The organism is Pseudopedobacter saltans DSM 12145, from assembly GCF_000190735.1.
Taxonomy (GTDB): Bacteria; Bacteroidota; Bacteroidia; order Sphingobacteriales; family Sphingobacteriaceae; genus Pseudopedobacter; species Pseudopedobacter saltans.
The window spans coordinates 1,295,770-1,317,743 of the sequence record NC_015177.1; the positions used below are offsets into that span (position 1 = coordinate 1,295,770).

General features: G+C 37.5%; 13 protein-coding genes. 2 read left to right on the forward strand and 11 right to left on the reverse strand.

Annotated features, from left to right (window positions below; translation table 11 throughout):
- Positions 1-34: 34 nt before the first annotated feature.
- The 11 genes from PEDSA_RS05450 to PEDSA_RS05500 form a co-directional block, all read right to left on the reverse strand.
- Positions 35-1,129, reverse strand: coding sequence for an SGNH/GDSL hydrolase family protein (locus PEDSA_RS05450; protein WP_013632158.1), 1,095 nt, complete (start codon positions 1,127-1,129; stop codon positions 35-37).
- A gap of 85 nt (positions 1,130-1,214) precedes the next feature.
- Positions 1,215-3,431: an alpha-N-acetylglucosaminidase gene (locus PEDSA_RS05455; RefSeq protein ID WP_013632159.1), complete on the reverse strand. Its 2,217-nt coding sequence runs from the start codon at positions 3,429-3,431 to the stop codon at positions 1,215-1,217.
- 114 nt (positions 3,432-3,545) lie between these two features.
- A complete protein-coding gene (locus PEDSA_RS05460) occupies positions 3,546-4,637 on the reverse strand; it encodes a hypothetical protein (RefSeq protein WP_013632160.1) in 1,092 nt (363 codons plus the stop codon).
- Positions 4,638-4,656: 19 nt separating this feature from the next.
- A complete protein-coding gene (locus PEDSA_RS19480) occupies positions 4,657-6,288 on the reverse strand; it encodes a fibronectin type III domain-containing protein (RefSeq protein ID WP_013632161.1) in 1,632 nt (543 codons plus the stop codon).
- Positions 6,289-6,328: 40 nt separating this feature from the next.
- Entirely contained in the window at positions 6,329-8,314 is a 1,986-nt protein-coding gene (locus tag PEDSA_RS05470) for an SUMF1/EgtB/PvdO family nonheme iron enzyme (protein ID WP_013632162.1), read from the reverse strand.
- Positions 8,311-10,284, reverse strand: a complete 1,974-nt coding sequence (locus PEDSA_RS05475) for a sialate O-acetylesterase (protein WP_013632163.1) — start codon at positions 10,282-10,284, stop codon at positions 8,311-8,313. Before PEDSA_RS05475 ends, PEDSA_RS05470 begins: the two co-directional genes overlap by 4 nt.
- 4 nt (positions 10,285-10,288) lie before the next feature.
- Positions 10,289-11,218 carry a DUF5017 domain-containing protein gene (locus PEDSA_RS05480; RefSeq protein ID WP_013632164.1) on the reverse strand — a complete coding sequence of 310 codons (930 nt, stop codon included), beginning with the start codon at positions 11,216-11,218 and terminating at the stop codon, positions 10,289-10,291.
- A gap of 18 nt (positions 11,219-11,236) precedes the next feature.
- Positions 11,237-13,078, reverse strand: coding sequence for a RagB/SusD family nutrient uptake outer membrane protein (locus tag PEDSA_RS05485; RefSeq protein ID WP_013632165.1), 1,842 nt, complete (start codon positions 13,076-13,078; stop codon positions 11,237-11,239).
- A 13-nt stretch (positions 13,079-13,091) separates the two neighbouring features.
- On the reverse strand, positions 13,092-16,481 hold the full coding sequence (locus PEDSA_RS05490) for a TonB-dependent receptor (protein WP_245546835.1): 3,390 nt from the start codon (positions 16,479-16,481) through the stop codon (positions 13,092-13,094).
- 180 nt (positions 16,482-16,661) lie between these two features.
- A complete protein-coding gene (locus PEDSA_RS05495; RefSeq protein ID WP_013632167.1) occupies positions 16,662-17,846 on the reverse strand; it encodes a FecR family protein in 1,185 nt (394 codons plus the stop codon).
- Between the two features lie 57 nt (positions 17,847-17,903).
- Positions 17,904-19,154 (reverse strand): exo-alpha-sialidase, encoded by a 1,251-nt coding sequence (locus PEDSA_RS05500; RefSeq protein ID WP_013632168.1) that lies wholly within the window; start codon positions 19,152-19,154, stop codon positions 17,904-17,906.
- A gap of 295 nt (positions 19,155-19,449) precedes the next feature.
- Here PEDSA_RS05500 and PEDSA_RS05505 point away from each other — a divergent pair, with 295 nt between their 5' ends.
- Entirely contained in the window at positions 19,450-20,442 is a 993-nt protein-coding gene (locus tag PEDSA_RS05505) for a zinc metalloprotease (protein WP_013632169.1), read from the forward strand.
- A gap of 8 nt (positions 20,443-20,450) precedes the next feature.
- Entirely contained in the window at positions 20,451-21,974 is a 1,524-nt protein-coding gene (locus PEDSA_RS05510; protein ID WP_013632170.1) for a hypothetical protein, read from the forward strand.

Sequence of the window (21,974 nt, forward strand, 5' to 3'; positions counted from 1 at the left end):
GAAATGTTTTTATAGGTAGATTAGCTTTCGGAGATCAATGGATTTTTTGAATTACTCTAAAATAAGCATCGGCATATTTTTTCATACCCATATCTGATGGATGCACTCCGTCTATCGTATCATCAACTCCTAAACCTATAGATTCGGCAGAAACAACATAAACATTATTATCTTTTCCACTGATATTTTCGGCTACGAATTTTCTAAAATTTCTATTTACTCTTTGATATTCCAGCTGCGAATTATTGTTCAACAAATCTATAGTAGCGTCAGCATGTTCTGTAAATACAATTGGCGTTTTAGGATGTTTGCTTCTCAGGGTTATTAAAGCATACATTAAACGCTGGTAAACCTCGTCATCTGAAAAAGCTGTAAGATTAGGCAAACAATCTATAACATATATGGATGCCTCTTCAGCGGCAATTAAATCTACCAGTTCCTTCTCTAACCTCCCATTTCCTGAAAAACCAAGATTTACCACAGGAGCGTTTACCTTCCTGCCTAAAAATGCTGTCCAGGCTAAACCAGCTCGCGAAGCCGACGCACCTTGCGCTATTGAAGTACCATAAACAATGATGGGTTTCGTTGTATTAGGTAATTGAGTCAGCTGTGCATTTTTGTTAAGTCCAATTTTAAAATCGGATACCGAATTGTATAAAGGAAAATACAAACGGTATTTGCTGACTTCATTTCCCTTCAATCCGCCAAAAGTGATGGTCATATCGTCCTGTTTAAAAGATACATATTTCCATTGCACCCAAATCCAGCGCTTATCTTTCGTATAAGCATAAAGATCTACCCCACTAACACCTATCGACGTCATATTTTTTAGAGATTCTTTACCCTGATATTTATACTTTAAAGCTATGCTATCAGAAGTGGTATGAAAATCCAGATAAATACCAGCCGAATTTTTAGAAAGGTTCCAAACTTCCTTTCTTACTTTGTTTTCGTAAGCAGCAGGCAGTCGATCGAAACGATCCTGTAATTGGTTACTCCAAAGCTGCCCCTGTAACTTAATGGATTTATCTTGCTGAAAATCTATCCAGTTCAACTCTTTGGAATCCTGAGAAAACGATACAAAAGCTAAACAAAGCAAAAACAAACTTGTTAATAATGTCTTTTTCATAAATTTAATTCAGGTAAATAAAAAGCTGCCTTAAGAATTATAATCTCACAAGCAGCTTTAATTCCATAAATATAATTAACGCTTTTTATTTTACAATGTTAACGTTAACTATTATCGGAAAATACTTGTTATACATTTCTTTAGAAACATTTACAGGGTCTCCTTTTGTATTGGTGGGGTAAGTTTCCCGCCTGTTTACCCAGTTCCATTCCCAATCTTTAATATATTTTTCAAATTCCGCCTGATCCCAAATCTCATTGTTCTTCAGTTTCTGCAAAGACTGATCGAAGAATATCTTCCAGCGTTGCTTATAGTAATTTTCTACTAATCCACTCCACTGTCTTGCGGAATAATCATTGATAGTAATGTCTTTATGTCCCCACATAGAAACCAAATCTTTGGCATTAAATTCGTAAAGTTTCCTCTCAGCATCATTAGTAGCCCATTTCTTGGCATCGTCTATCCATATGCCCAGTAAGAAATCTTTTCTTGTAGCCAAAAGCCGGTCTAAATCCGAAAGGAGCTCCAGAAATCTCCTAGACTCCTTTTCATAAGTATTAACATCACCAGCATAATAAGTATAAGCCAGTTGTCTTTGTAAAGCCGTTGCATAATTAGCCATCGCCTGTCTGGTAATATCTACTATATCATACTGGAAACCATCACTATTTCTAAGCTTATCTGCAGATTTTATTAAATAGTCCCATGCCCTTACAAACTCACGGTTATCATAATACAAATCTGTCCAGGTCCAATAGCTGTTTTGTGCAAATGTTGGTCTGCCACTAAGTATAGACTCAGGAGCTCCCTGGTCTTTATTGTTATCTTTATAAACCGTATTTAACAATATTTCCCAGGCTTTTACAGCATTGTTATCTAAAACCCCATAACGTCTGGTAATATACTTGTTGGTCCATTTTTCCAGCTCAATAGGTTCGTTATTCCAGACATGGTCAAGCATCAATTGGTAGATAAAAGGATTTTGTTCTATACCTTCCATCGTTAAACCAATGCCACTGTAATTCCCTTTCATCGGATCTGACAAAACCCTTGCAGGTTCGCTTGCTATAGTCTGCGCTTTACCAAATAGACCTATATTACCTCCAAAATTATGCAGCATATTCCAAACCCATTTTTTACCATAATACCCTTCAGTATTTTTCCATCGCGGACGATTCTCAGTATACAAATCAAGAATTATCAGTTTATCATCAGGAACAGGTTTCAGAAAAGCCTGCATTCTTTCCGGAGTCCAGAATTTTCTGCCATGGGCACTCACAAACAACCAGGCCTGCATAACCCAAACCGACTTTGGATCAACTTTCTTCATAGAAGAATATACCTTCTCGCTGATATCATACAGGTATTTAGGATCTGATGATGGTGGGTTCAGTTCATTAAATATGTCGGATGAATAATAATGATCTGTACCATATTCCCTGGTCTGCTCTTTAAGAAACTGTTCTCCTATTTTAGAAAACATCGGATCGTTAGGATTCAGCATATAGATATTCGGAAAATTACCCTGCCAGTTTACGCTGTCAACCTTTGCTTCGGGAAACTTCTTTACGAACGATTTAGGCACATGTCCAGTGAATGCCGGCAGTACTGGAATCATTCCTAATTCTCTTTGTCTGGCAAGAATCTTCTTCTGTAAATCTTTATGCGAATCTATCCAGGATTGAGGAAGCGGGCCACCCCAAGCATCCATATTATTCATATAAAACCAGCCAAAATAAGCAGGGCCAGTAAAGAATTCCTGTAAGTCTCTATCGCTAAATCCCATTCCTTTATAAACCTTCTGCCAGATAGCCTCCTGACCCGTTATGGCTAAAGGCATATTGATTCCGTTTAAAGCCATCCAGTCGATTTCCTCTTCCCAGCGTTTCCAGTCCCACCAAGCCATCGAATAGCTGAAAGTACAATAATTCAGGTAATACCTTAACTCATGTGGACTTGTTTTGCTGATTTTCTCTTTAATAACAGGTAGAACTTTAGGCATATTGCGGTTGCTCCCGTTCCAGGTGATCTCGAAATTGCAATATTCTTTCAGGTAGTAATTTAAAGCAGAGGCTACAGCAACACCATTATTACCCGAAAGCACTATTTTTCCGTTTTTTGACTCAATTTCAAAACGGTCTTCCTCACTCGCTTTAGTAAGATATTTAACTTCAAATTGCTGATAATGCTGTGGAACAATACGCTGGATCAGTTTTTTGGACGCGGCTATATTCAGTTGGGAAAAAGCATTTAAACAGACGCCGGCAACAAACAAAAGCGTCAATAAATAGGTTCTTTTCATTTTTTTTACAATAAAAAAGCATCTTGAAAGTTTTTCAACTTCATTAATTACTAAAAACAAATGATTTTAAAAGACTTAAAAGATGCTTATAATCTGTATGTTAATCTCTTTTTATTATTTCTTTACAGGTGCCCAGGTCAGACTTCTGAAAGTTTGGTTTTCTGCCGACTTCAACAACAATTTTGAAGAAGCGCTCATATCCAATCCATGCCCGGAATTGTCAGTAACTTCTATTAGTTTTCCATCTCCACCTCTATCATTCCCGCTACTGATAATATAAAGCTTCACTTTACCATCAACAACCTTTCCCTCTATAGCATTGCCTTTTGCAATATCTTTATATACACCATTTGCAACCCACTTATTTTTCACCAGTGAATACTTAGTAATCCCATTATTATAAGTAAGGTAATACATTATTTTCTGTGGATTCGTACCCGTTTGATCCATATCTACGATAGTAAAACTAGTTCCATCATTAAATGTGGGTTCGCCCGTAAGGTTAATAAATTTTTTAGGAGCCTCGGTTACTCTTCCGCTTCCAACCTGATATACCCGGGTGTTTTCACAGGCATACAGACTACCATCATAGAATTTAACCTGTCTAAAGCTTATACCTCCCAGGTTTACCGCATTTTTTTCTCCTTTTTTCAAATAAAATATACCTCCGTTATTGGCACCACCGCCACCCGCAGCCCAAATCTCATTACCATCAAAAGTCGCTGCAGAGCGAAATGCATTATTGTTGAATGCATTATCAAGAACGAAAGACGAATTGATATTACCGTCTGCACCAATTACAGAAATTACCCTGTTTACACTTTCTGCAGGCTTATTCGCTATTTCTGTCCCTAAACCAGCATCGTAACCCGGGATGGCGATAGATTGTCCGTCATTCGAAAGACTAATCCATCCCGACCAAACATCTTTACCCAAGGCAACTATACGTCGATTATCTCCCATTGTTTTAGCCGGTAACCCAATAGATTGAACCAACACCGGCTTTTCTCCCAAAATGTTGTATTCATCCAAATAAATTGGGCAGGCATTGTAAGTATTGATATCCGAGCCTGAATGCATATCTCCTATGCGATAAATAACCAGATTGTCCTTTTTAAATGGTTTTGCTGATTGCGCAAATGTTGAGCTTGCAAGAGCCCCAAACATAGTCATTAACGTAAGGGCTTTTCTACTAAATTTATTCATGATATTTTATATGTGACTTTTATTTATTAGGTATAAATTTTACTGCTTTAGTTTCTCCTGATTTTGAAATAAGGGCGACATAAACGGTATTTGATAATTTAACAGGTAGTGTAAACGCATTCTTCCCTATAGACAGAGATATATTTTTATCAACCAATAACTTACCTGAAACATCTTTAACAATCAGCTTAGCCTCTGTTTTTATCAATGAAGCAATTTCAAAACTTAACTGTTGTGTTGTTAGAGAAGCATTAACTTTGGGATCATTTGAACCGAAAGCAGAAGGATTTACAGAGACAATTGACGAAAGTTCAGAATGACCATTTTTGTCTACCTGCCTTAATTGATAATATACCGTACCGGATGACTGCTCTTTGTCTATAAAACTGTAATTACTTATTTGGTCAGTTGTTCCGTTTCCTTTTATCTTATCTATTACTTGAAATCCTTCTCCTGTAGATTTCAATACCTCAAAGTAATCGTTTTCGTTTTCTGACGCCGTAGTCCAGCTCAATTGTATGGAAGAACCTATTTTCTTAGCTTTAAAATCTGTTAATTTAACAGGAAGGACAGAGTTTTTTACGGGAGCCAAAGCTATTCCCCTATACGAATAATCAGATGTAACAGATAGTATATTAGTCGGAGTATTAGCTGTCATATTTCCGCTATAGCCCGAAATATCTAACAATTGATAGACATCTGTTTGAGATGTTGAGGTATTACTTACTATGTATAGTTCGACATTATTGCTATTAACAACTTTTGATTCTATAGCCAAACCCTTAGATCCGGTTGGCCCATTTACAGAACCTTTTGCTGACCACACACCAGAAATTAACGCATATTTTTTAACGATAAAAGGAGCCCCCACTTCTAAAACATACATCACAGTTTCTCCAGCCTGATCTGCTATGCAAAAAGACTGCACATTTGTTAATCCTGTAGCTACTTTTGTATAGTTTGCATTTGATGATGTAGCAGCCTGGTTTGGGTTAGACTTATCATTAATATCATATAGTTCTGTTTTTCCGGTTACATACAATTTATTCTTAAAAGATCTTGCCTGTAACAAATTCGATCCACCTATAGTTGCAGTGGCCGATGAAAGGTGCTGAACCGAAGTATTACTTCCTCCACCCACTCCCCAAAAAGAGCTGGCATCATAAGATGTAACCGATCTGAAATTATTATTTTCATATATGCCGGTATAAGTATTAGAAGTATTTATACTTTTTTGATAATCCACCACACCTATTACTCTCTCAACCGTTGATGGTGAATTGTAAACTTTTGTTGTAGCAACAATATTTTTGTCAGACACATTCCCCACATACCCGGGTACTAACAAATATTTTCCATCTGCAGATCTTGACATGAGACCTTCATTTGATGAATTTCCCGGAGCTACTATCCTTTTATTAATTCCGTTATCAGCTATAGGCAAAGCCACACTCTGTGCTAATGTAGCAGTAGTACCAGTAACTGAATATTCATCCAAAAACAGAGGGCAATTATAATTACTACTTGCATAATTTCCTCCATATTCCTCATCTCCAACCCGAAGTAGTACAATATTACCTTCCGTAAAATTCTGGGCTACCCCAAGTTTAGCAAACAATGCAAAGCCAAAAAGTAAAAGTGTTCTTTTCATATTGATTTATTTTAGTTATAAATTGATTACATACTGTATATTAATCCATTAGCCATTTCATATTAAACCTATAGTGCAATGCGCTACTAAACAAATGAATCATGTTATCGGGGCTTTGTGTAGCTGCCAGATATCCTTTAGGTTCAGCATATTGTGCATTTATTTTGAAATAACCTGTAAAGCCTCCGCCGTTCAAAAAACCTTCTTTTCCATCGGTAATCAGTTTTTTTACCGGCCAGGTTTTACCATCATCAAATGAAACAGCAGCATACATACCATAACCTGTATAAGTTGTTCCGTCTTTTCGGGTAAACTGCATTCCTTTTCTATCAGTAACACTTGCATCTGTAAATGAAACCAGCAATAAAGCTCCTTCATTTAACCTTCTCAGAATTAATCGCTGACCACTGGATATGGGAGGGAACTCTGTAGCATGATAAGTCCAAGTCTGTCCACCATTCTTCGATAGACTCATAGGCATGTAATAATTATTACCGGCCTTAATGTTGTCATCTCTGCCAAACGCCATTAAGTCTCCATTTTGTAGTTGTACAACGCCAGCATGTATTCCTGCTATTATAGTGCCTTCTCCTCCTTGTTTAAAAACAGGTATTTGATTTGATATTACAGAAGGACTGCTCCAGGTTTTTCCATTGTCTTTAGAAATATGAATGACACTGCCCCCTCTTACTTTTGGTGTAGCATCACAGGGTTGTACCAGCCAGCCTTCTTTTGTTTTAAACATCCCGGCAATAACCTGATTTCCCAATTCATGTTCAGGATTGGCAAATTCTGGTTTAGACCAGGTGTAGCCGTTATCTTTACTTTCTCGCTTTACCATGGCGAGATTTTGCCAGGTGCCGGTTGCTTCAACACCATTCATATGGTAAACAACATTTCTTTGCTGGTCATAAAACAGTGAAGATCCGGTCATATTACGATCGGGAACCTTAAAAAATAGTTCAGGATCAGTCCATTTTTGTTCTCCAACCTTCAAACGGCTGGATAAAATGGTCATTTCCCTACCTTTTTCATCTTCCGTAGAAAACCATATTGCAAGCAAATCTCCATTAGGCAACCATGTTGCCGCCGGACAATGATTATGATGGTACATAAAATCATTCTTACCTGCATTATTGGTATGTAGGTAAGTCAAAGGTTCCATAAAAACAGGTTTATCCGTCACGTTCCATTTAAATATGGACGCCTTTGGAATTCCATTCTTCGGTATAGGTTCTGAAATAAAAGAAGCAGGTTTCAGCTTTTCTGTTACTTCTACAATTCTAAAACCGGTGTAAAGTGTCTTATCTTCGGGAATAAGGGCAGACCTGTTCGACGAGCGTAAATACCTCACAGGTGTTCCATGACTGCCACCTCTTGTAATTCTATATAAACCCTTTTCATAACCGGCCGGATCTGTTTTTTCAGATACGGTATATTTCCCATACCAATCCAAACACCATTCCTCTACATTCCCATGCATATCATAAATTCCCCAGGCATTAGGTTTAGTTTGCTTCACTTTTAATGAAACCGGTTTAGGTTCCCAGATAATATCCTGATTCTTGAGATACTCTTTAGGTAAAACCCTGTCACCAATGGCATAAGGAGTTAATGTACCTGCCTTGCATACATATTCCCACTCCGCCTCAGTAGGTAAACGGTATTGTTTACCTTCCTTTTCCGAAAGCCATTCGCAAAAATTAACTGCATCTTGGTAGTTCACATAAATAACTGCTTCGTCGTCTTCTGTAGAGAAACCATTTTTACGCCTTAGTTGTCGATGCGCGGGATCGAATTGCTCATATTGCGCATTGCTAATTTCTGTTGACGAAATTTTGAACGGTCTGGATATATTTACAATATGTGTCGGGCTCTCATCTTTATTTTCACCATAGGCATAATCGCCCATTAGAAATCTACCGGGTTTTATATCAACCATTTCTAAGCCAATAGAATTAAGCTGTTGGGCATTAACAGTCAGAACAAATGCAAACAGGTAATAAATCAGAATTAACTTTTTCATAACTGCTGTCTCCAGGGTTTATCTGTTCTGAATGGTGATGCAGGCAGACCTTCTTTATTAATCAGATTACTTTTATAAGGGTTATCTTGCCATGCGTATCTAACCGCTACAGGTTTAGAGACGCTATTATGCCAAACCACTACCTGATTATTTTCAATTCGTGCATTCGCCTGTACAAAAACTCCATTTTCCCCTGCTATAAAAAAGCCTTGTAACAAGTTGCTATCCCTTATGGCAAGTCCAGAACCTGTATGATCGAAAGTTATCTTTGCTTCTGTACCAGATACTTTCATTTCTTTATAGATCGGGCCCGAATAAACTATTTTATTATTTCCATAGGCCACTTTTTGTGCGGCTATAGCAAGCCTCTTTCCTACATCCCATTTATTTTTAGGATGTAAATCTTTTTCCTCTCCCACATCTATTGTAACAGCCATTCCTGTATTGGATACAGCAAGTGTCTTCAACTGTGATTCCCTCAGGTTTGCCCAGTTGCTGGATAATACATTCAGACTGTATGGGCCATAATTAGGTAACTGTACATATAAAAAAGGAAAGTCTCCCAGATTCCATTGTTTTCGCCAGTCCTTTATAAGAGCCGGTAATAGTCTGCCGTATTCCTCAGCTTTATCTGTATTAGATTCTCCCTGATACCATATAACTCCCTTTATAGCATAATTCGTTAAAGGAGCTATCATGGCATTGTACAGTAAAGACGGCTCATATTGCAGTACAATTTTATCTGTACGCGGGTATTTAGGCATGTCTTTCAATGGCAGACTCTCTTTATAAGCCCACTCGTTATTCAGGCCAACTACCCTTTCACCAATAACTATCTTCATACCATCCGGACCACTACTAAATCCTCCAGGACCACCCCAATCCGTTACTCTTACGGTTATTACATTTTTTCCTTCCACCAACAAATCTTCCGGGACCGCGTATTTTCTAATGTTATTCCTTCCATAGGTAGCTCCAATCAGTTTTCCGTTTATATAAGTACTGTCCAGCTCGTCCACATAAGAAAGAAATATTGTACTGCGTTTCCCTAAATCTGCTTTAGTAAGCTCAATTTCCTTCCTGAACCACACTACGCCGTCATAATTTTTTAATTCAGGCTGTTTTTCCCAGTAAGCGGGCAGAATAACTCGCTTCCATGATGAATCGTCAAAATCAACAGCATTCCATGTTTTTAACGATTGAAAGCCTTTGTCTAATCCCATAACCTGGTCTGACCATGATTTTATTTCTTGCTGTTCCTTTTGTAATACTGATTCTCTGAACGCCGGTTCGCTTACATTTTTATATCTATTAATATAATCAGGAAAGTCTTTCAATCCTTCCAGACTTACCCAGGCCTCAGCTTTTGTACCACCCCAACTGGTACTTATTAAACCTATTGGAACCTGATTTTTTTTGTACAGTTCTTTAGCAAAGAAATAAGCAACCGCTGAAAATGCAGGAAGATGCATGGGCATAGCTTCCCGCCATCCTATACTTTTAAAATTCTCTTCGGGCTTAAAACTGGTTACTTTAGAAACCTCTATAGACCTTATTTGGGGAATATTATCATCTATCTTCAATGGATAAGCCTCTCCCAAATCCTTCATTTTCATATACATATTGGATTGCCCGGAACATACCCATACATCACCTATCGCAATATTTTTAATAACTATCTCTTCCTTTTCGCCTCTTATAAGCATTTGAAGAGGAATCGATGCAGGCTGTTTATCCAAAGACAATGTCCATTTTCCTTGCCCATTAGCCTGTGTCTTATAAACTTTGCCTTTAAATTCAATCCGAACAATCTCACCAGGATCTGCCCATCCCCAAACAGGAATCGCAACATTTCTCTGCAAAACCATACCATCGCCCACTAAGGCAGGCAAAATAATTTTAGCTTCTGAAGCTTGCGGAACGGCTAAGAATAGTAATGGAAAATATTTTCTAAAAAAACGCTTTAACATTTGATTATGGTTTTACAGTAATCGTAATTGTTTTGATTATTTCTTTATGTTTATTGATATTCTGAACAGAGCCAATAAATTTCACTTCGTAAGTACCTGGTTTTGTAAATTTGTGCGTAAAAACATCTGGCATAGGGTTTTCACTTCCTTTTAAAGCCTGAGCCCGGTCTGGTCCCAAGTTCAGAACGTCAAGATAAAGCGGTTTACTAATTGCCCAATGGTAACCACCTGGAGACCAATTGTCAGTATACAAGTTACCTTGCATTGTAATTCTTGATGTAGTCACTACAGACCTGGCAGGATGAGTTGTGGGATTTTCATCTATAATTCTAAAACCTGCTTCGTTTAAACCAAGTACTTTCAGTTTCCCTTCCGCTGTTTGTCCCTGAATTTTGAAATCCTGTATCATCCATATTCTGGCATCACCGTAATCTAACTGAGAAAGGGTATTGTATTTATATGCGATGAAAAGAGGCTTTCCAGACTTATAAATGTCTGTAATATCCTTTTCTCCGGACGTTACAAATGTATTCGTTGTAGCAAGAGTAAAACGGTTGGTTATATCTGTCCAGGTAGCCTGATGAATGCTTTCTAAATTCTGATAATTTCCATCAAAATCGGTACTTGCCCAAACCGATAATTGATTTGTCTGGCTTCCCTTGTCTACAGCTGATGTAAAAGAGATGCTTTGTCCGCCTGTAATATCAAGCATCCGGCCTTCTTTAAAATTATAGTCATTTAAAAATTCGCCCGAATAGAAGCTTAATAACTCGGCATCCCCGCTAAAATAAAAATCTACCGTTTTATTTACCTGCACCTCAGTAGCACTGGCCTGCACATCAAAATCCAGTTTATCGAGTTTTAAACGATTTTCTTTTTTACAGGAAACCACAGCCAATAGCATAGCCATGAAAAAGAAATGCTTTAATTCCATTGTATTTATTTAAAAAGTTTACCAGTTATTATTTTGCTTCAATTTGCTGTTCAGGCTTAATTCCCTTGATGGAATAGGCCATAGCAAATGTTTACTGTTTACATTTTGATACCTATTGATATAGTTGGCATAGTTTGCCGGAGGTACTTGCTGGCTGATTGTATTATAAACATCCTGCATATTTTCAAGAAACTTCTCCCAACGAATAAGATCTGCCTTTCGCAAACACTCAAACGCCAGTTCTCTAGATCTTTCTTCCTGAATAAACTTCCTTAGCGCTTCCTGATTGACTGTTGCTAAAGCGGGCACCTTATGCTCCGTTCCGTCAAAAAGTACTGCTGTTGCTATACCTCCCGATCCTGTCGCGCCCGCAGGAGTGGTTATGGTAACGGTAGGAACAGAAGTATATCCTTCCCCGAAAACCGAGCCTATTACGCCGTCCCTTTCTAAAAGAATTCCCGATATCTGTTTAGATCCATTTAAGACCGCATAGGCTTTAGCGCCCGAGCCGCCCCCGCCTGTAATAGTAATAGTTGGTGCAACAGAATAATTGCTACCTCTATTATTAACCGTTATAGATTTTACACTACCTTTTTTCATAAAGGCTCTTTCCCTAACCATTTCAAGGTATTTCACCACTTCAGATTTATTGGCGAAAGAAATTTCATTCAAAGCTTCCGCATACATCAGAAGTATATCCGAAAATCTTAGAATCGGAAAATTTTGAGGGGTAGCATATGCTTTTTTCACCGGGTTCAATTCATATTCCCTTCTAAATTTCGCTGCCGGACGCACAAACAATGAAGCATATGAGGTTGAGTTTGAATAGGTTTTTCCACCGGTAGCATTGTAGCTAAAATTAGCTATATTCCAATCCCTCCGTGTATCTCCCAAATCATACTTGTTATACAAATTAGCAGTTGCTGCCACAAACGAAAGGCTTTTTATATTATCAAGTGTAGAGCTTGGCGAATTAACGTAACCATTCCACCCGGTTTCGTCAAAACCATTCGCTATATCACCGTAGAACTCTACTTCCCAAATGCTCTCCTTTACGTCATAAAAATCTTTAGCATAATTGATGAAAATCTGTGAATAAGAAGCATTTAGCCGATGTCCCGAGTTTCCATCATTTATGACCTTCAATGCCCAGTTTTTTGCATCTTCATATTTCGATACATCTTTCAGCGGATATCCTGCCATAAATAGACAAACCCTTGCCAAAATCCCTCTTACCGCAGATTTGTTGACACGACCTCCACCTGCTTCGTTTATATCCCTTACATGCTCTTCGGCATACTCCATGTCCTTCAAAATCACATCATAAACTTCTTTTATAGAAGATTTTTCGATATCTGTATTTGAGGTAGATTTAGTCGAAGCAAGGACAATAGGTACCTCTCCATAAGTTTGCACCAACAGAAAATAAAAATAGGCTCGTAGAAAAGACGCTTCCCCCCGTACTCTGTTTCTGATGTCCTTAGATATAGATGGATTGCTATCTATATTTTCCAGCAAAAGATTTGCGCGATTAATACCAATATATAAGGTATTCCAATGATTGGTTACAAAAGGATCCGAAGAAGTAAAATCATATAACATAGGGCCTGTAGTTGTAGAAACCCTGCTGCAATAACCGTCATCTCCATCTAAAGCATAATTAAATAAAATCTGCCCGCCATATAAAACATTGTTACCTAAAACATCATAAATACCCGCCAGTGAATGTTCAAGATCTTTTTCGGTTTCATAATAGGCTTCTGGAGCCAGAATATCCTGGGGCTTTACATCCAGAAATTTCTCACAACCCGAAAAGAATATTTGCGAAATTACCAGTACTGTTAAAATTCTCAATTTCATGGTTTTCTAATTTTTAAAAGGTTGCATTAATACCAAAAACAATAGTTCTAGCCATTGGGTAGGCCGAATAGTCAAATCCCGGAGTAGTTGGAATACTACTTCTTACAGAAACCTCAGGATCCATACCCGAATACCTTGTCCAGGTAATCAGGTTTTGCACAGCTACATTCAATTTCAGTTCATCCAAATAGGCCGACTTAATAAGTCTTTTTGGTAATGAATAAGCTAAAGCAAGGGTCTTCAATCTTAAAAAAGAACCATCCTCCAGAACTCTGGATGAATGAATTCCCTGAGGTCCTTGTCCACCAGTCCTATAATTGGTATTCGACGGGTTTTCAGGTGTCCATCTATTACTATAAGAAGCATATTGATTTAAATCCAGCGCTTTAATTCCATTTCCATCAAAAATCAATCGGTTTGCATTATAGATCTGATTGCCGTAAGACCATTGGAAGAATACGTTAAGATCAAAGTTTTTATACGTAAAATTATTATTGAAACCACCGGTATGTATGGGCAAAGCCCTTCCAATAACAGTCATGTCATTTGAGTTGATAACCCCGTCACCATTAAGATCTTTATACCTAATATCGCCTGGCTGTATATTATCTCTTTCAGTGGCGCTGGCATTACTTGGAAACTCTTTTTTGAGGATATATTTTCCCGGTGCAGGATTATCAAACTGATCCAACTGATATATACCATCAAAAACATAGCCGTAAAACTGGCCCATAGGCTGGTCCACCCTTGCCAGATATAAAGCACTACCATTATATTGCGAGAAAAAACTCACTGTACTGAACAGGTTTTTATCTCCATTGGCCAATTCCAATACCTTGCTATCGTTAAAACTGATATTAAAGTTACTCGACCATGAAAAATCCTTCTTACGTACATTATTCGTATTTAAAGAAAACTCCATTCCCCTGTTTCGCACCGATCCAACATTTTTATAGGCTTGCAAATACCCCGTAGTGGCAGGGAAGTTTGCATACAATAAAAGATCCTTCGTTGTCTTCGAATACATATCTATTGTAAGCTGTATTTTATCCTTAAAAAAACCTAAGTCCCATCCGATGTCAGCTTGCGCGGTACTCTCCCATTTCAAATCCGTATCACCAAGGTTGGTAGAAATTGTCCCCCTTACAGGCGACTGGTTGTTAAAAGAATAAGCATTACCAACAAGCATGTTCAAGCTGGGTAAATAAGCAAAATCGGCTATTCGGTTATTTCCGGTTGCCCCATAACTAACCCTGAGTTTAGAGTTCGATATAAGAGAGATATTTTTCACAAAGTCCTCCTCATGCATGTTCCATGCAAACGCTGCTGATGGAAAGTATCCCCAGCGATGCCCTTTGGCAAATTTGGAAGAACCATCAGCCCGGAATGTTGCTGTCAATAAATACTTAGATTTGAAACCGTAGTTAACCCTACCATAAAAAGATGCTAAAGTATTTCCCGTGGCAGTTGCTATGGCACTATATAAATTACCTGTTTCCAAACCAGGCATGCCCAGTTGTTCTGTATTGATATCTATTGTACCATAGCCATATTGGTCAAACTTATTCTCCTGTATAGAAGTTCCTCCCATTAAGGTTAACTTATGTATCCTATTAAAAGTCTTATTCCACGTTAAAGTATTCTGATTAGACCAATTGAAAGTGTCCGAATAACGAATACTACCATTTACACCAAACTTATTCGAAGGATTTAGTGAAGAGCCCTGCGTTGTATTAGAGTTATAAAAAAGACTTCTTCTCTGGTTATTTCCTTTAGCACTACCCGTTAACCTCAAAGTCAGACCTTTGGATATATCATATTTAACGTATCCATTAGCAACTAAATCAATTATCCTGTTTCTGGTATAATCATTACTGCTGGTGATATAGGGGTTTAAACGGATATCGGCCAATTGCAGATTATCAGGATCAGCCATGTCATTTTCCAAATCGAAATCTGCATTGCCGCTTACCGGCCTGTATCCCCAGGTTCTATAAAGTAAATAAGTTGAAGAAGCTCCTTCCCCGACTGCAACTACCTGACCGTAATTCATCAGGCTTCCAAAATTAGCATTAAACCCAACAGTTATCTTTTTACTGATGGTTTGATCTAAAGAAGCCCTAAATTGTGTTCTATTAAAACCTGTATTATTTATAATTCCGGGTTGCTTAAATAAAGAGCCCGATAAAGAATATTTTGTCTGTGCATTCCCACCTCTTATTGCAAGATTATGATTTTGTATCAGTGTTGTTTTAAGAATTTTCCCCTGCCAGTCTACCCCACTTATATTTTTGTAATCATCAAGCGTTTTGTCAGACAGATACCTGTTTGTTGCTCTGCCTTCATTTAATTCCAATTGATATTTAACAAAATCATAAGAAGACATCATTTCCATCTGCTTGATTACCTTATGCATTCCCAAAGAGCTATTGAAAGTGATAACCGGCTTCCCGATTTTGCCCTTCTTGGTTTCTATAACAACAACGCCATTAGCTGCCCTTGAGCCATAAACTGCAGTAGATGACGCATCTTTCAAAATGTTTAAAGTTTCAATATCGTCCGGGTTAATAGCCGCGCTGGAAATATCTTCCACAGGGAATCCATCGATCACATATAATGGAGAATTGTTCTGAGTAAGAGAATTAGCTCCACGAATTACGATATTCATTTCCGAACCCGGCTGACCATCATTGGCTGATACCTTTACGCCGGCAACCCTGCCCGCTAGTGCGTCGATAAAAGAAGGCACCGGTGCTTTTACAATATCTTTTACATTTACTTCACTAACAGCACCTGTAAGATCTTTACGACTAACTTCTCCATAACCAATCACCACTATCTGATTCAAAGCAGTGTTTTGTTCTTTCAAAGTGATATTTATTGTTTTATCATTACCAACTTTGCGTTCTTGCTGAGAAAAACCAATAAAGGAGTATACTAAAACAGCTTCTGTATTAATTACGGTTATTTTATATATGCCACTGGCATCTGTTACTGCGCCAGTTTGAGCATTTTTTACTTTAACAGCCACTCCCGCCAGAGGATCGCCATTCTCATCAACTACTTTACCCGTTATCGGTATTGTCTTGGGTTGCCTGGGAACTTCTTCCTGTAATTTTGATATGACGACATTTTTATCTACTATCTTATAAGTGAGGCCAAAAGAACCTAAGCTCTTGTTCATAGCTTCTTCAATAGAAGCATTAGACAAATCAATAGATTGAATAACCTGATTTTTTACGGCTCCCCCCGTAAACAGAATATTATAACCGCTTTGTTTCCTGATCTCTTTTAAAACATCCATTAACAGGATATTTTTCTTATTCAGGTTGATTTTTTGAGCAAAACCGGCGGCGCTAACGTGTAAAAAACCAATTAACAATAGTGCGAAAGCTAACTTCATGGTGAGTAAGATTTTCGATAAGAGAGCACAGCGATTCCCGCAAATGCTTGTTTTTATTTTTTTGTACATTTGAATGTTAGGTGTTTAATTAAGATTATCTAGGTTTTAATAAAGGCTCAACAACCATCAGGGGCGGTCGCAACGTCCCTGATAACTTTATGAATTGCCTGCTATAACTTTTCAGGGCATAACAACCACCTTTCTTCTTTTCTTATTGGAATTATCTGATATTTTAAAATGAACGATTCCGGTTAACTCTATCGTTCTCAATAGTTTTTCAATATCCTCGAAGCGGGAAACAGTCCCTATAAACACTTCATTCTCTGTTTTTCCCTGATACTCCACCTCTATATCGTACCACCTGCTTATCATGGTCATAACCGTTTTTATATCCATGTTATTAAACATAAAATAGCCATTCTTCCATGCCATAGCCTCTTCAGTATCTACGTTGGTAATATCTATAGCAGACTGATTATTAAGTATAAGTGCCTGCTGTCCCGGTTTTAGTAATTTTGAAGTCTTCTCTTTAGCTATTGAAACCAGCCCTTCAGCAAGTGTAGTTTTTGTGAAATTATCGTCAGAATAGGCACTGACATTAAATTTAGTCCCCAAAACTTTAATTTCCGAGTCTTTCGCCTTCACCACAAAAGGTTTTTCTTTATTTTTGGCAACTTCGAAATACGCTTCCCCGTTAAGTTCTACCAAACGCTTATTACCAATAAAAGCAACCGGATATTTCAACGAAGATTCTGCGTTTAGCCAAACCTTTGTACCGTCAGGAAGGTTGATTTGAGAAAGCTGCCCGTTTGGGGTACTAATCGTATTAAACCTATTTTCTTTTGTATCGAAAAACGTGCTTTCACTTGCAGTGTATACAATAGTTCCATCTGCTTTCTTTTCTATCTTCGTCCCACTTTCTTCAGCTACAATTCCCGACTCGATGTCCTGCAGTTTCACTTTCTTTCCGTCCGATAAAGTCAGCATTACCACATTTTCACCCGAATCCAATAAGCGTTCATCAATCCTAGCGATCTGATCTGGAATCGATTTTTCACTTCTAACATGATAAATAGCATAAAGCCCAACAATCAATAAAACAGCAGCTGCCACATATTTATATGGAAACAATTTAATCCATTTAGGACGCTCTCCATGTCTTTTTAGTTTCAACAGAATATTATGTTCCATTGCATCCTCTAAATCGGTAATCTGTTTAACAGACAAACTGTCCAGCGCATTCTTTTCACTATTGAAAAAACTATAATATTTCTCTAAAAAGGCCTTTTCTTCTTCAGACGCCTTGCCCTCCAGATATTTTTTAACTATCCTTTTTAAATCAGATTTAAAATTGTATTTAGCCATTTTTAGAGTTTATACTAATAAGATGTACCCGAAATCATTATAAGTCCCAAATTTTATTTAAATAAGATTTTTCATTGGGATTCTTGTTATTTCTACATCCTCTTTATTGGTAGCATAAGCTACATACAGATTATTTTTCCATATAAAACTACCGGGATAACTATATCCCTCCGTTTTGCTAATACCATCATATCTTCTGGTTTGTGGTATATCTCTCAATAGAAAGGATTTATCGAATATTTTTCCGTCTTTACTAATAGTTACCGTTAATGGAACACGTCGTCTTGTAGGAACAGGATTATTCACAAAATAAGCCGTTGATTCGTTCAGGTTTCCGGCACACTGCATCGAATCCGAATCCGGAATATTGGTAAGTTCAGGTTTAGACCAGGTTGTACCATTATCTTTACTGGTAGCAGCCAGCAATTTCCACGTTCTTGTATTCGCTTCAAAATGCAAATCTCTAAATAACATAACCAATGTACCATCCTTTCGCCTGTACCAGCTTGCCTCTACCGGTCTGGCAACTTTCTCTTTATCATTGGCATTATAATCGGGTAAATCGGGTAGAAAACCTTGCTTCCAGTCCGATAGTCCATCTACCGAATCGCTGTACATAATTCTGGTTCCTCTTACCTCTTTAAATTCTCCTGTGCCCAAACCATGACAAACCATGACGAACCTCCCGTTCGGCAAACGCCTTGCACTTTCGCTAGCACTGGCATTTTGAATAAGCACTTTAGGTGCCAACCAGTTTTGTCCATCCGTAGAAACACATGCTTCAATTACAGAAGTTTTATTTGCCTTATCTCCTGCAATAAGTAAGCAACTTAATTGCTTTCCATCAGTTAGCCAGCCGCCACTTGCCCTATTGGCGGGACCTACCTGCTTTGGCGGAGCCCAGCTGGAACCATCTTCAGATACACTGTAATAAACATAAGATTCATCACTGGGTTCATGCAAAGGATGGCCAACCCAGGTAGCGTACAGCTTTCCTTTGAACTCCACTAACTGCGGATGATTATTAAATTTCATATCCAAAGCCCTTTCAGGCCTGAAAATGGTAATCTGCTCGGTACCCACCGCATAGTCCAGACCAAGATCATCAGGCCTGCTTTGGTTAAAAAGTTTATCAATTATTTTAACCTCAGGGTCAGCTTCAGTAACGGGATTATTTTTACGCTCTAAAATTCCATCATTCTTTTTTGCACATGCTATAAGTGTACTTCCTGCAGTAATAGCCAATGTAGAAAGCGTTACCTTTTTGACGAAACTCCTTCTGCTTTCGGCTTGTTTAGTTAATTTCATTATTTAATAGGTTTATTGTTTTCCAGGCCGTCTTTGCGCCTTTTAACAATATGTACCCAAAATCGTAAATAGTCCCAAAACAAAAAAGAGAAAAAACTTTTTGAAGAATTAAGGTTGCAATGAGATGTTTAAAGCCTGAAATAAATTCTCGTAAGAAGACCTTTGGACGGAATGAATTTTTATAAGAAGCTTGAAAAGATGTGAATTGAGGATTATATGAAATCACCAACTTGGGTTCGATAATATTTTGACTTATGGAAAACTAATTTTACATTTATCAGATAAAAAACTAATAATGAACCCATTACTACCTAAAGAAAATTCCATACTGCTATATATATCAATGATCGTCTTCTGTGCTTGCAATGAAATTAAAGAGCAAAATCCCCTTGTAATTGATAGTTTATCCATCACACAACAACAAGCCTCAAATGATGAGCTTAATTGGCAAGACCAGATAAGTCTGGATTCTAGTATTGCTAACGGTTCACAAGAATTAGCAACCAATGTTACTTTTCCTGAGCTTAACCAATCCCTAGCGGACTTTGACAGCGTAAAAGTAAAAGGTGAGACTTATTATATAGCGGAAGGCGATCTCTTACTTTCGAGACAAGAACTTATCCAAAGACTAAATTTTGAGAATCTTCTTGGACCTATAGAGGGGATAGAAAAAAAAGACACACAAAAAGCGGTTGTAATTAAAGACCATAAGACTGGAAACATTATTAAATGGACGAAATTTCCATTGTCCTTTGCTATAGACCAACATTCCTTTTCTACTATTCCAAATGGCTACCCCAATGTAAGAGCGGCCATACTGAAAGCAGTCCAAGACTGGCAGTCGGCATGTGGCGTGAAGATGATTTATCTCGAGCATTTGGACAATCGTCCAGGTATTCAAGCTGGTAGCGAGGTAGATTTTGTGGTATCCTACCTACCCTCCGACAAAAAGGAAACCATAGCTACTTCCTTTTTTCCTACAACACCAATCGAGAGAAGAGCTATACATATTTATCCTTTATATTGGAACACTAACTATGACCAGACCGGCATATTCAGACATGAAATTGGGCATATTTTTGGATTCAGACACGAAGAAACTGCTAGATTTAGAACTCTGCCTACCTCCTGCGAAAAACCTACAGAACAGGGACAATACAGCATAGGTGTAAAATATGACAACGTTTCTGTGATGCATTATTTCTGTGGACGGGATAACGGAACCAAAACACTTGCTTTTTCTAAGAATGACGTTAAAGCTTTCAATATACTATATCCTAAAAATTAGACTACTATATGAAGATTAAAAATTTACTTTTTGCAATAGGTATGATGTTGTATGCATTTAATAACTTATATGCCGAAAAACCATCTAGAGATACCACTTTCAAGGGAAATTTGATAGATGGTATAGCTCCACCTAGTTTTTTTTATATTAAAAAAGGCAATGAAGTGAGGTTTAGAATTGACGATATCAACAGAAACCTCTATGATATAACAGTAAATAATGAGTATAAATCCTTACACACTACCCAACCGGTGTTGTTCAATGCACTTACGGAACTAGACGTATCTAAACTAAATGCCCTACTTCAATCGGAGACAACTACTGGTGACTCTTCTCTAAAAGAAATAGGTTTGCAATTCGAAAACAAAGAACTTAAATCCCTACTGCCTGCAAAAAGAGAATACTATGAAAAAAGAAAAGCCCTTGTTGATGCCATTGATCTGTATTCAAAAAGCTATAAATCGATCAGAAGGTTGAACAGGACCTACAACGATTTGCTTGATCTTTCTTTAAACAGCACCTCAAAATATTCAGAGATTAAGCAGGCAAAAATTGATCTTACAGAAAAACTATTGGAAGAAGAGTTTGGGATAACACCTTCGGAAACAGATGTTGGACTGGGGTTAACACTTAAAAATAATACGGAAGCTTTATTTGAAGAACTAGAAGAAAAACATAAAGAAATTACACAATACTATATTGATTACCAATCTTTAAAAGCAAAATATGAGCAACTACTTACCGCTGAACTGTCTAAAGTAAAAAAAGGAAAGAATACAATTACAGAGGAGATTATGGAAGAACTGAGTGGAAGCACTATATTTCATAAAACATTAGAGCAGGCTATTGCCAATGTAGAGAAAGCCAAGACAAAAATCGATGCATTAGAAGCAGCTGCTTTTAGTTCTCAATTGAAAAAAGCATATGACAGGATAAATGTGTCGGCTTTCAGTTATGTATCTCCTGCCTTTTTAGCTAAAGAAGATCTTATGGAAATTACATGGCGTATAAATCCAAAACCTGAAACAAAAGATTATATGAACCACTATGCCAACTTCAATAAAACCTTAACAGGACATGTTACTGGCTTCAAGATCAATTTCAGTACAGGTATCTTTGGCATTTTAGGAAAAGATGTATTTGACCAAAGTTATAAACTACAGGCTATTGAAGGTGATACTATAAACAACATGATTATTAAGAATAAAAACAAGACATGTATTTTACCAGCAATAGGTGCTTTAATGCATTTCTATTATCAAGGTAAGACAAACTTTAATTTAGGAGGTGCGCTAGGTATCAGCGTCAATAATGAAACGAACTTAAATTATCACGGCGGCCTATCTGCCTTATTTGGTCAAGAGCAACGAATTATTATAAGTGCGGGTGCCACCTTGGCAAAAGTTCAACTGTTGAGCAACGATTACGAAGAAAATGAGCTGATTCCTAAAACCATAACAACGGTTCCTTTAAACGATTTCTATAGGTGGGGAGGATTTGTTAGTATCACTTATAACTTAAGTAAGAAATAA

What these genes read in the sequence shown, in the direction of transcription:
- PEDSA_RS05490 (WP_245546835.1), bottom strand. Translation starts at nt 16,481, where the DNA reads ATGAAGTTAGCTTTCGCACTATTGTTAATTGGTTTTTTACACGTTAGC.
- PEDSA_RS05480 (WP_013632164.1), bottom strand. Translation starts at nt 11,218, where the DNA reads ATGGAATTAAAGCATTTCTTTTTCATGGCTATGCTATTGGCTGTGGTT.
- PEDSA_RS05495 (WP_013632167.1), bottom strand. Translation starts at nt 17,846, where the DNA reads ATGGCTAAATACAATTTTAAATCTGATTTAAAAAGGATAGTTAAAAAA.
- PEDSA_RS05510 (WP_013632170.1), top strand. Translation starts at nt 20,451, where the DNA reads ATGAAGATTAAAAATTTACTTTTTGCAATAGGTATGATGTTGTATGCA.
- PEDSA_RS05455 (WP_013632159.1), bottom strand. Translation starts at nt 3,431, where the DNA reads ATGAAAAGAACCTATTTATTGACGCTTTTGTTTGTTGCCGGCGTCTGT.
- PEDSA_RS05500 (WP_013632168.1), bottom strand. Translation starts at nt 19,154, where the DNA reads ATGAAATTAACTAAACAAGCCGAAAGCAGAAGGAGTTTCGTCAAAAAG.
- PEDSA_RS05505 (WP_013632169.1), top strand. Translation starts at nt 19,450, where the DNA reads ATGAACCCATTACTACCTAAAGAAAATTCCATACTGCTATATATATCA.
- PEDSA_RS05485 (WP_013632165.1), bottom strand. Translation starts at nt 13,078, where the DNA reads ATGAAATTGAGAATTTTAACAGTACTGGTAATTTCGCAAATATTCTTT.
- PEDSA_RS05460 (WP_013632160.1), bottom strand. Translation starts at nt 4,637, where the DNA reads ATGAATAAATTTAGTAGAAAAGCCCTTACGTTAATGACTATGTTTGGG.
- PEDSA_RS05450 (WP_013632158.1), bottom strand. Translation starts at nt 1,129, where the DNA reads ATGAAAAAGACATTATTAACAAGTTTGTTTTTGCTTTGTTTAGCTTTT.
- PEDSA_RS19480 (WP_013632161.1), bottom strand. Translation starts at nt 6,288, where the DNA reads ATGAAAAGAACACTTTTACTTTTTGGCTTTGCATTGTTTGCTAAACTT.
- PEDSA_RS05475 (WP_013632163.1), bottom strand. Translation starts at nt 10,284, where the DNA reads ATGTTAAAGCGTTTTTTTAGAAAATATTTTCCATTACTATTCTTAGCC.
- PEDSA_RS05470 (WP_013632162.1), bottom strand. Translation starts at nt 8,314, where the DNA reads ATGAAAAAGTTAATTCTGATTTATTACCTGTTTGCATTTGTTCTGACT.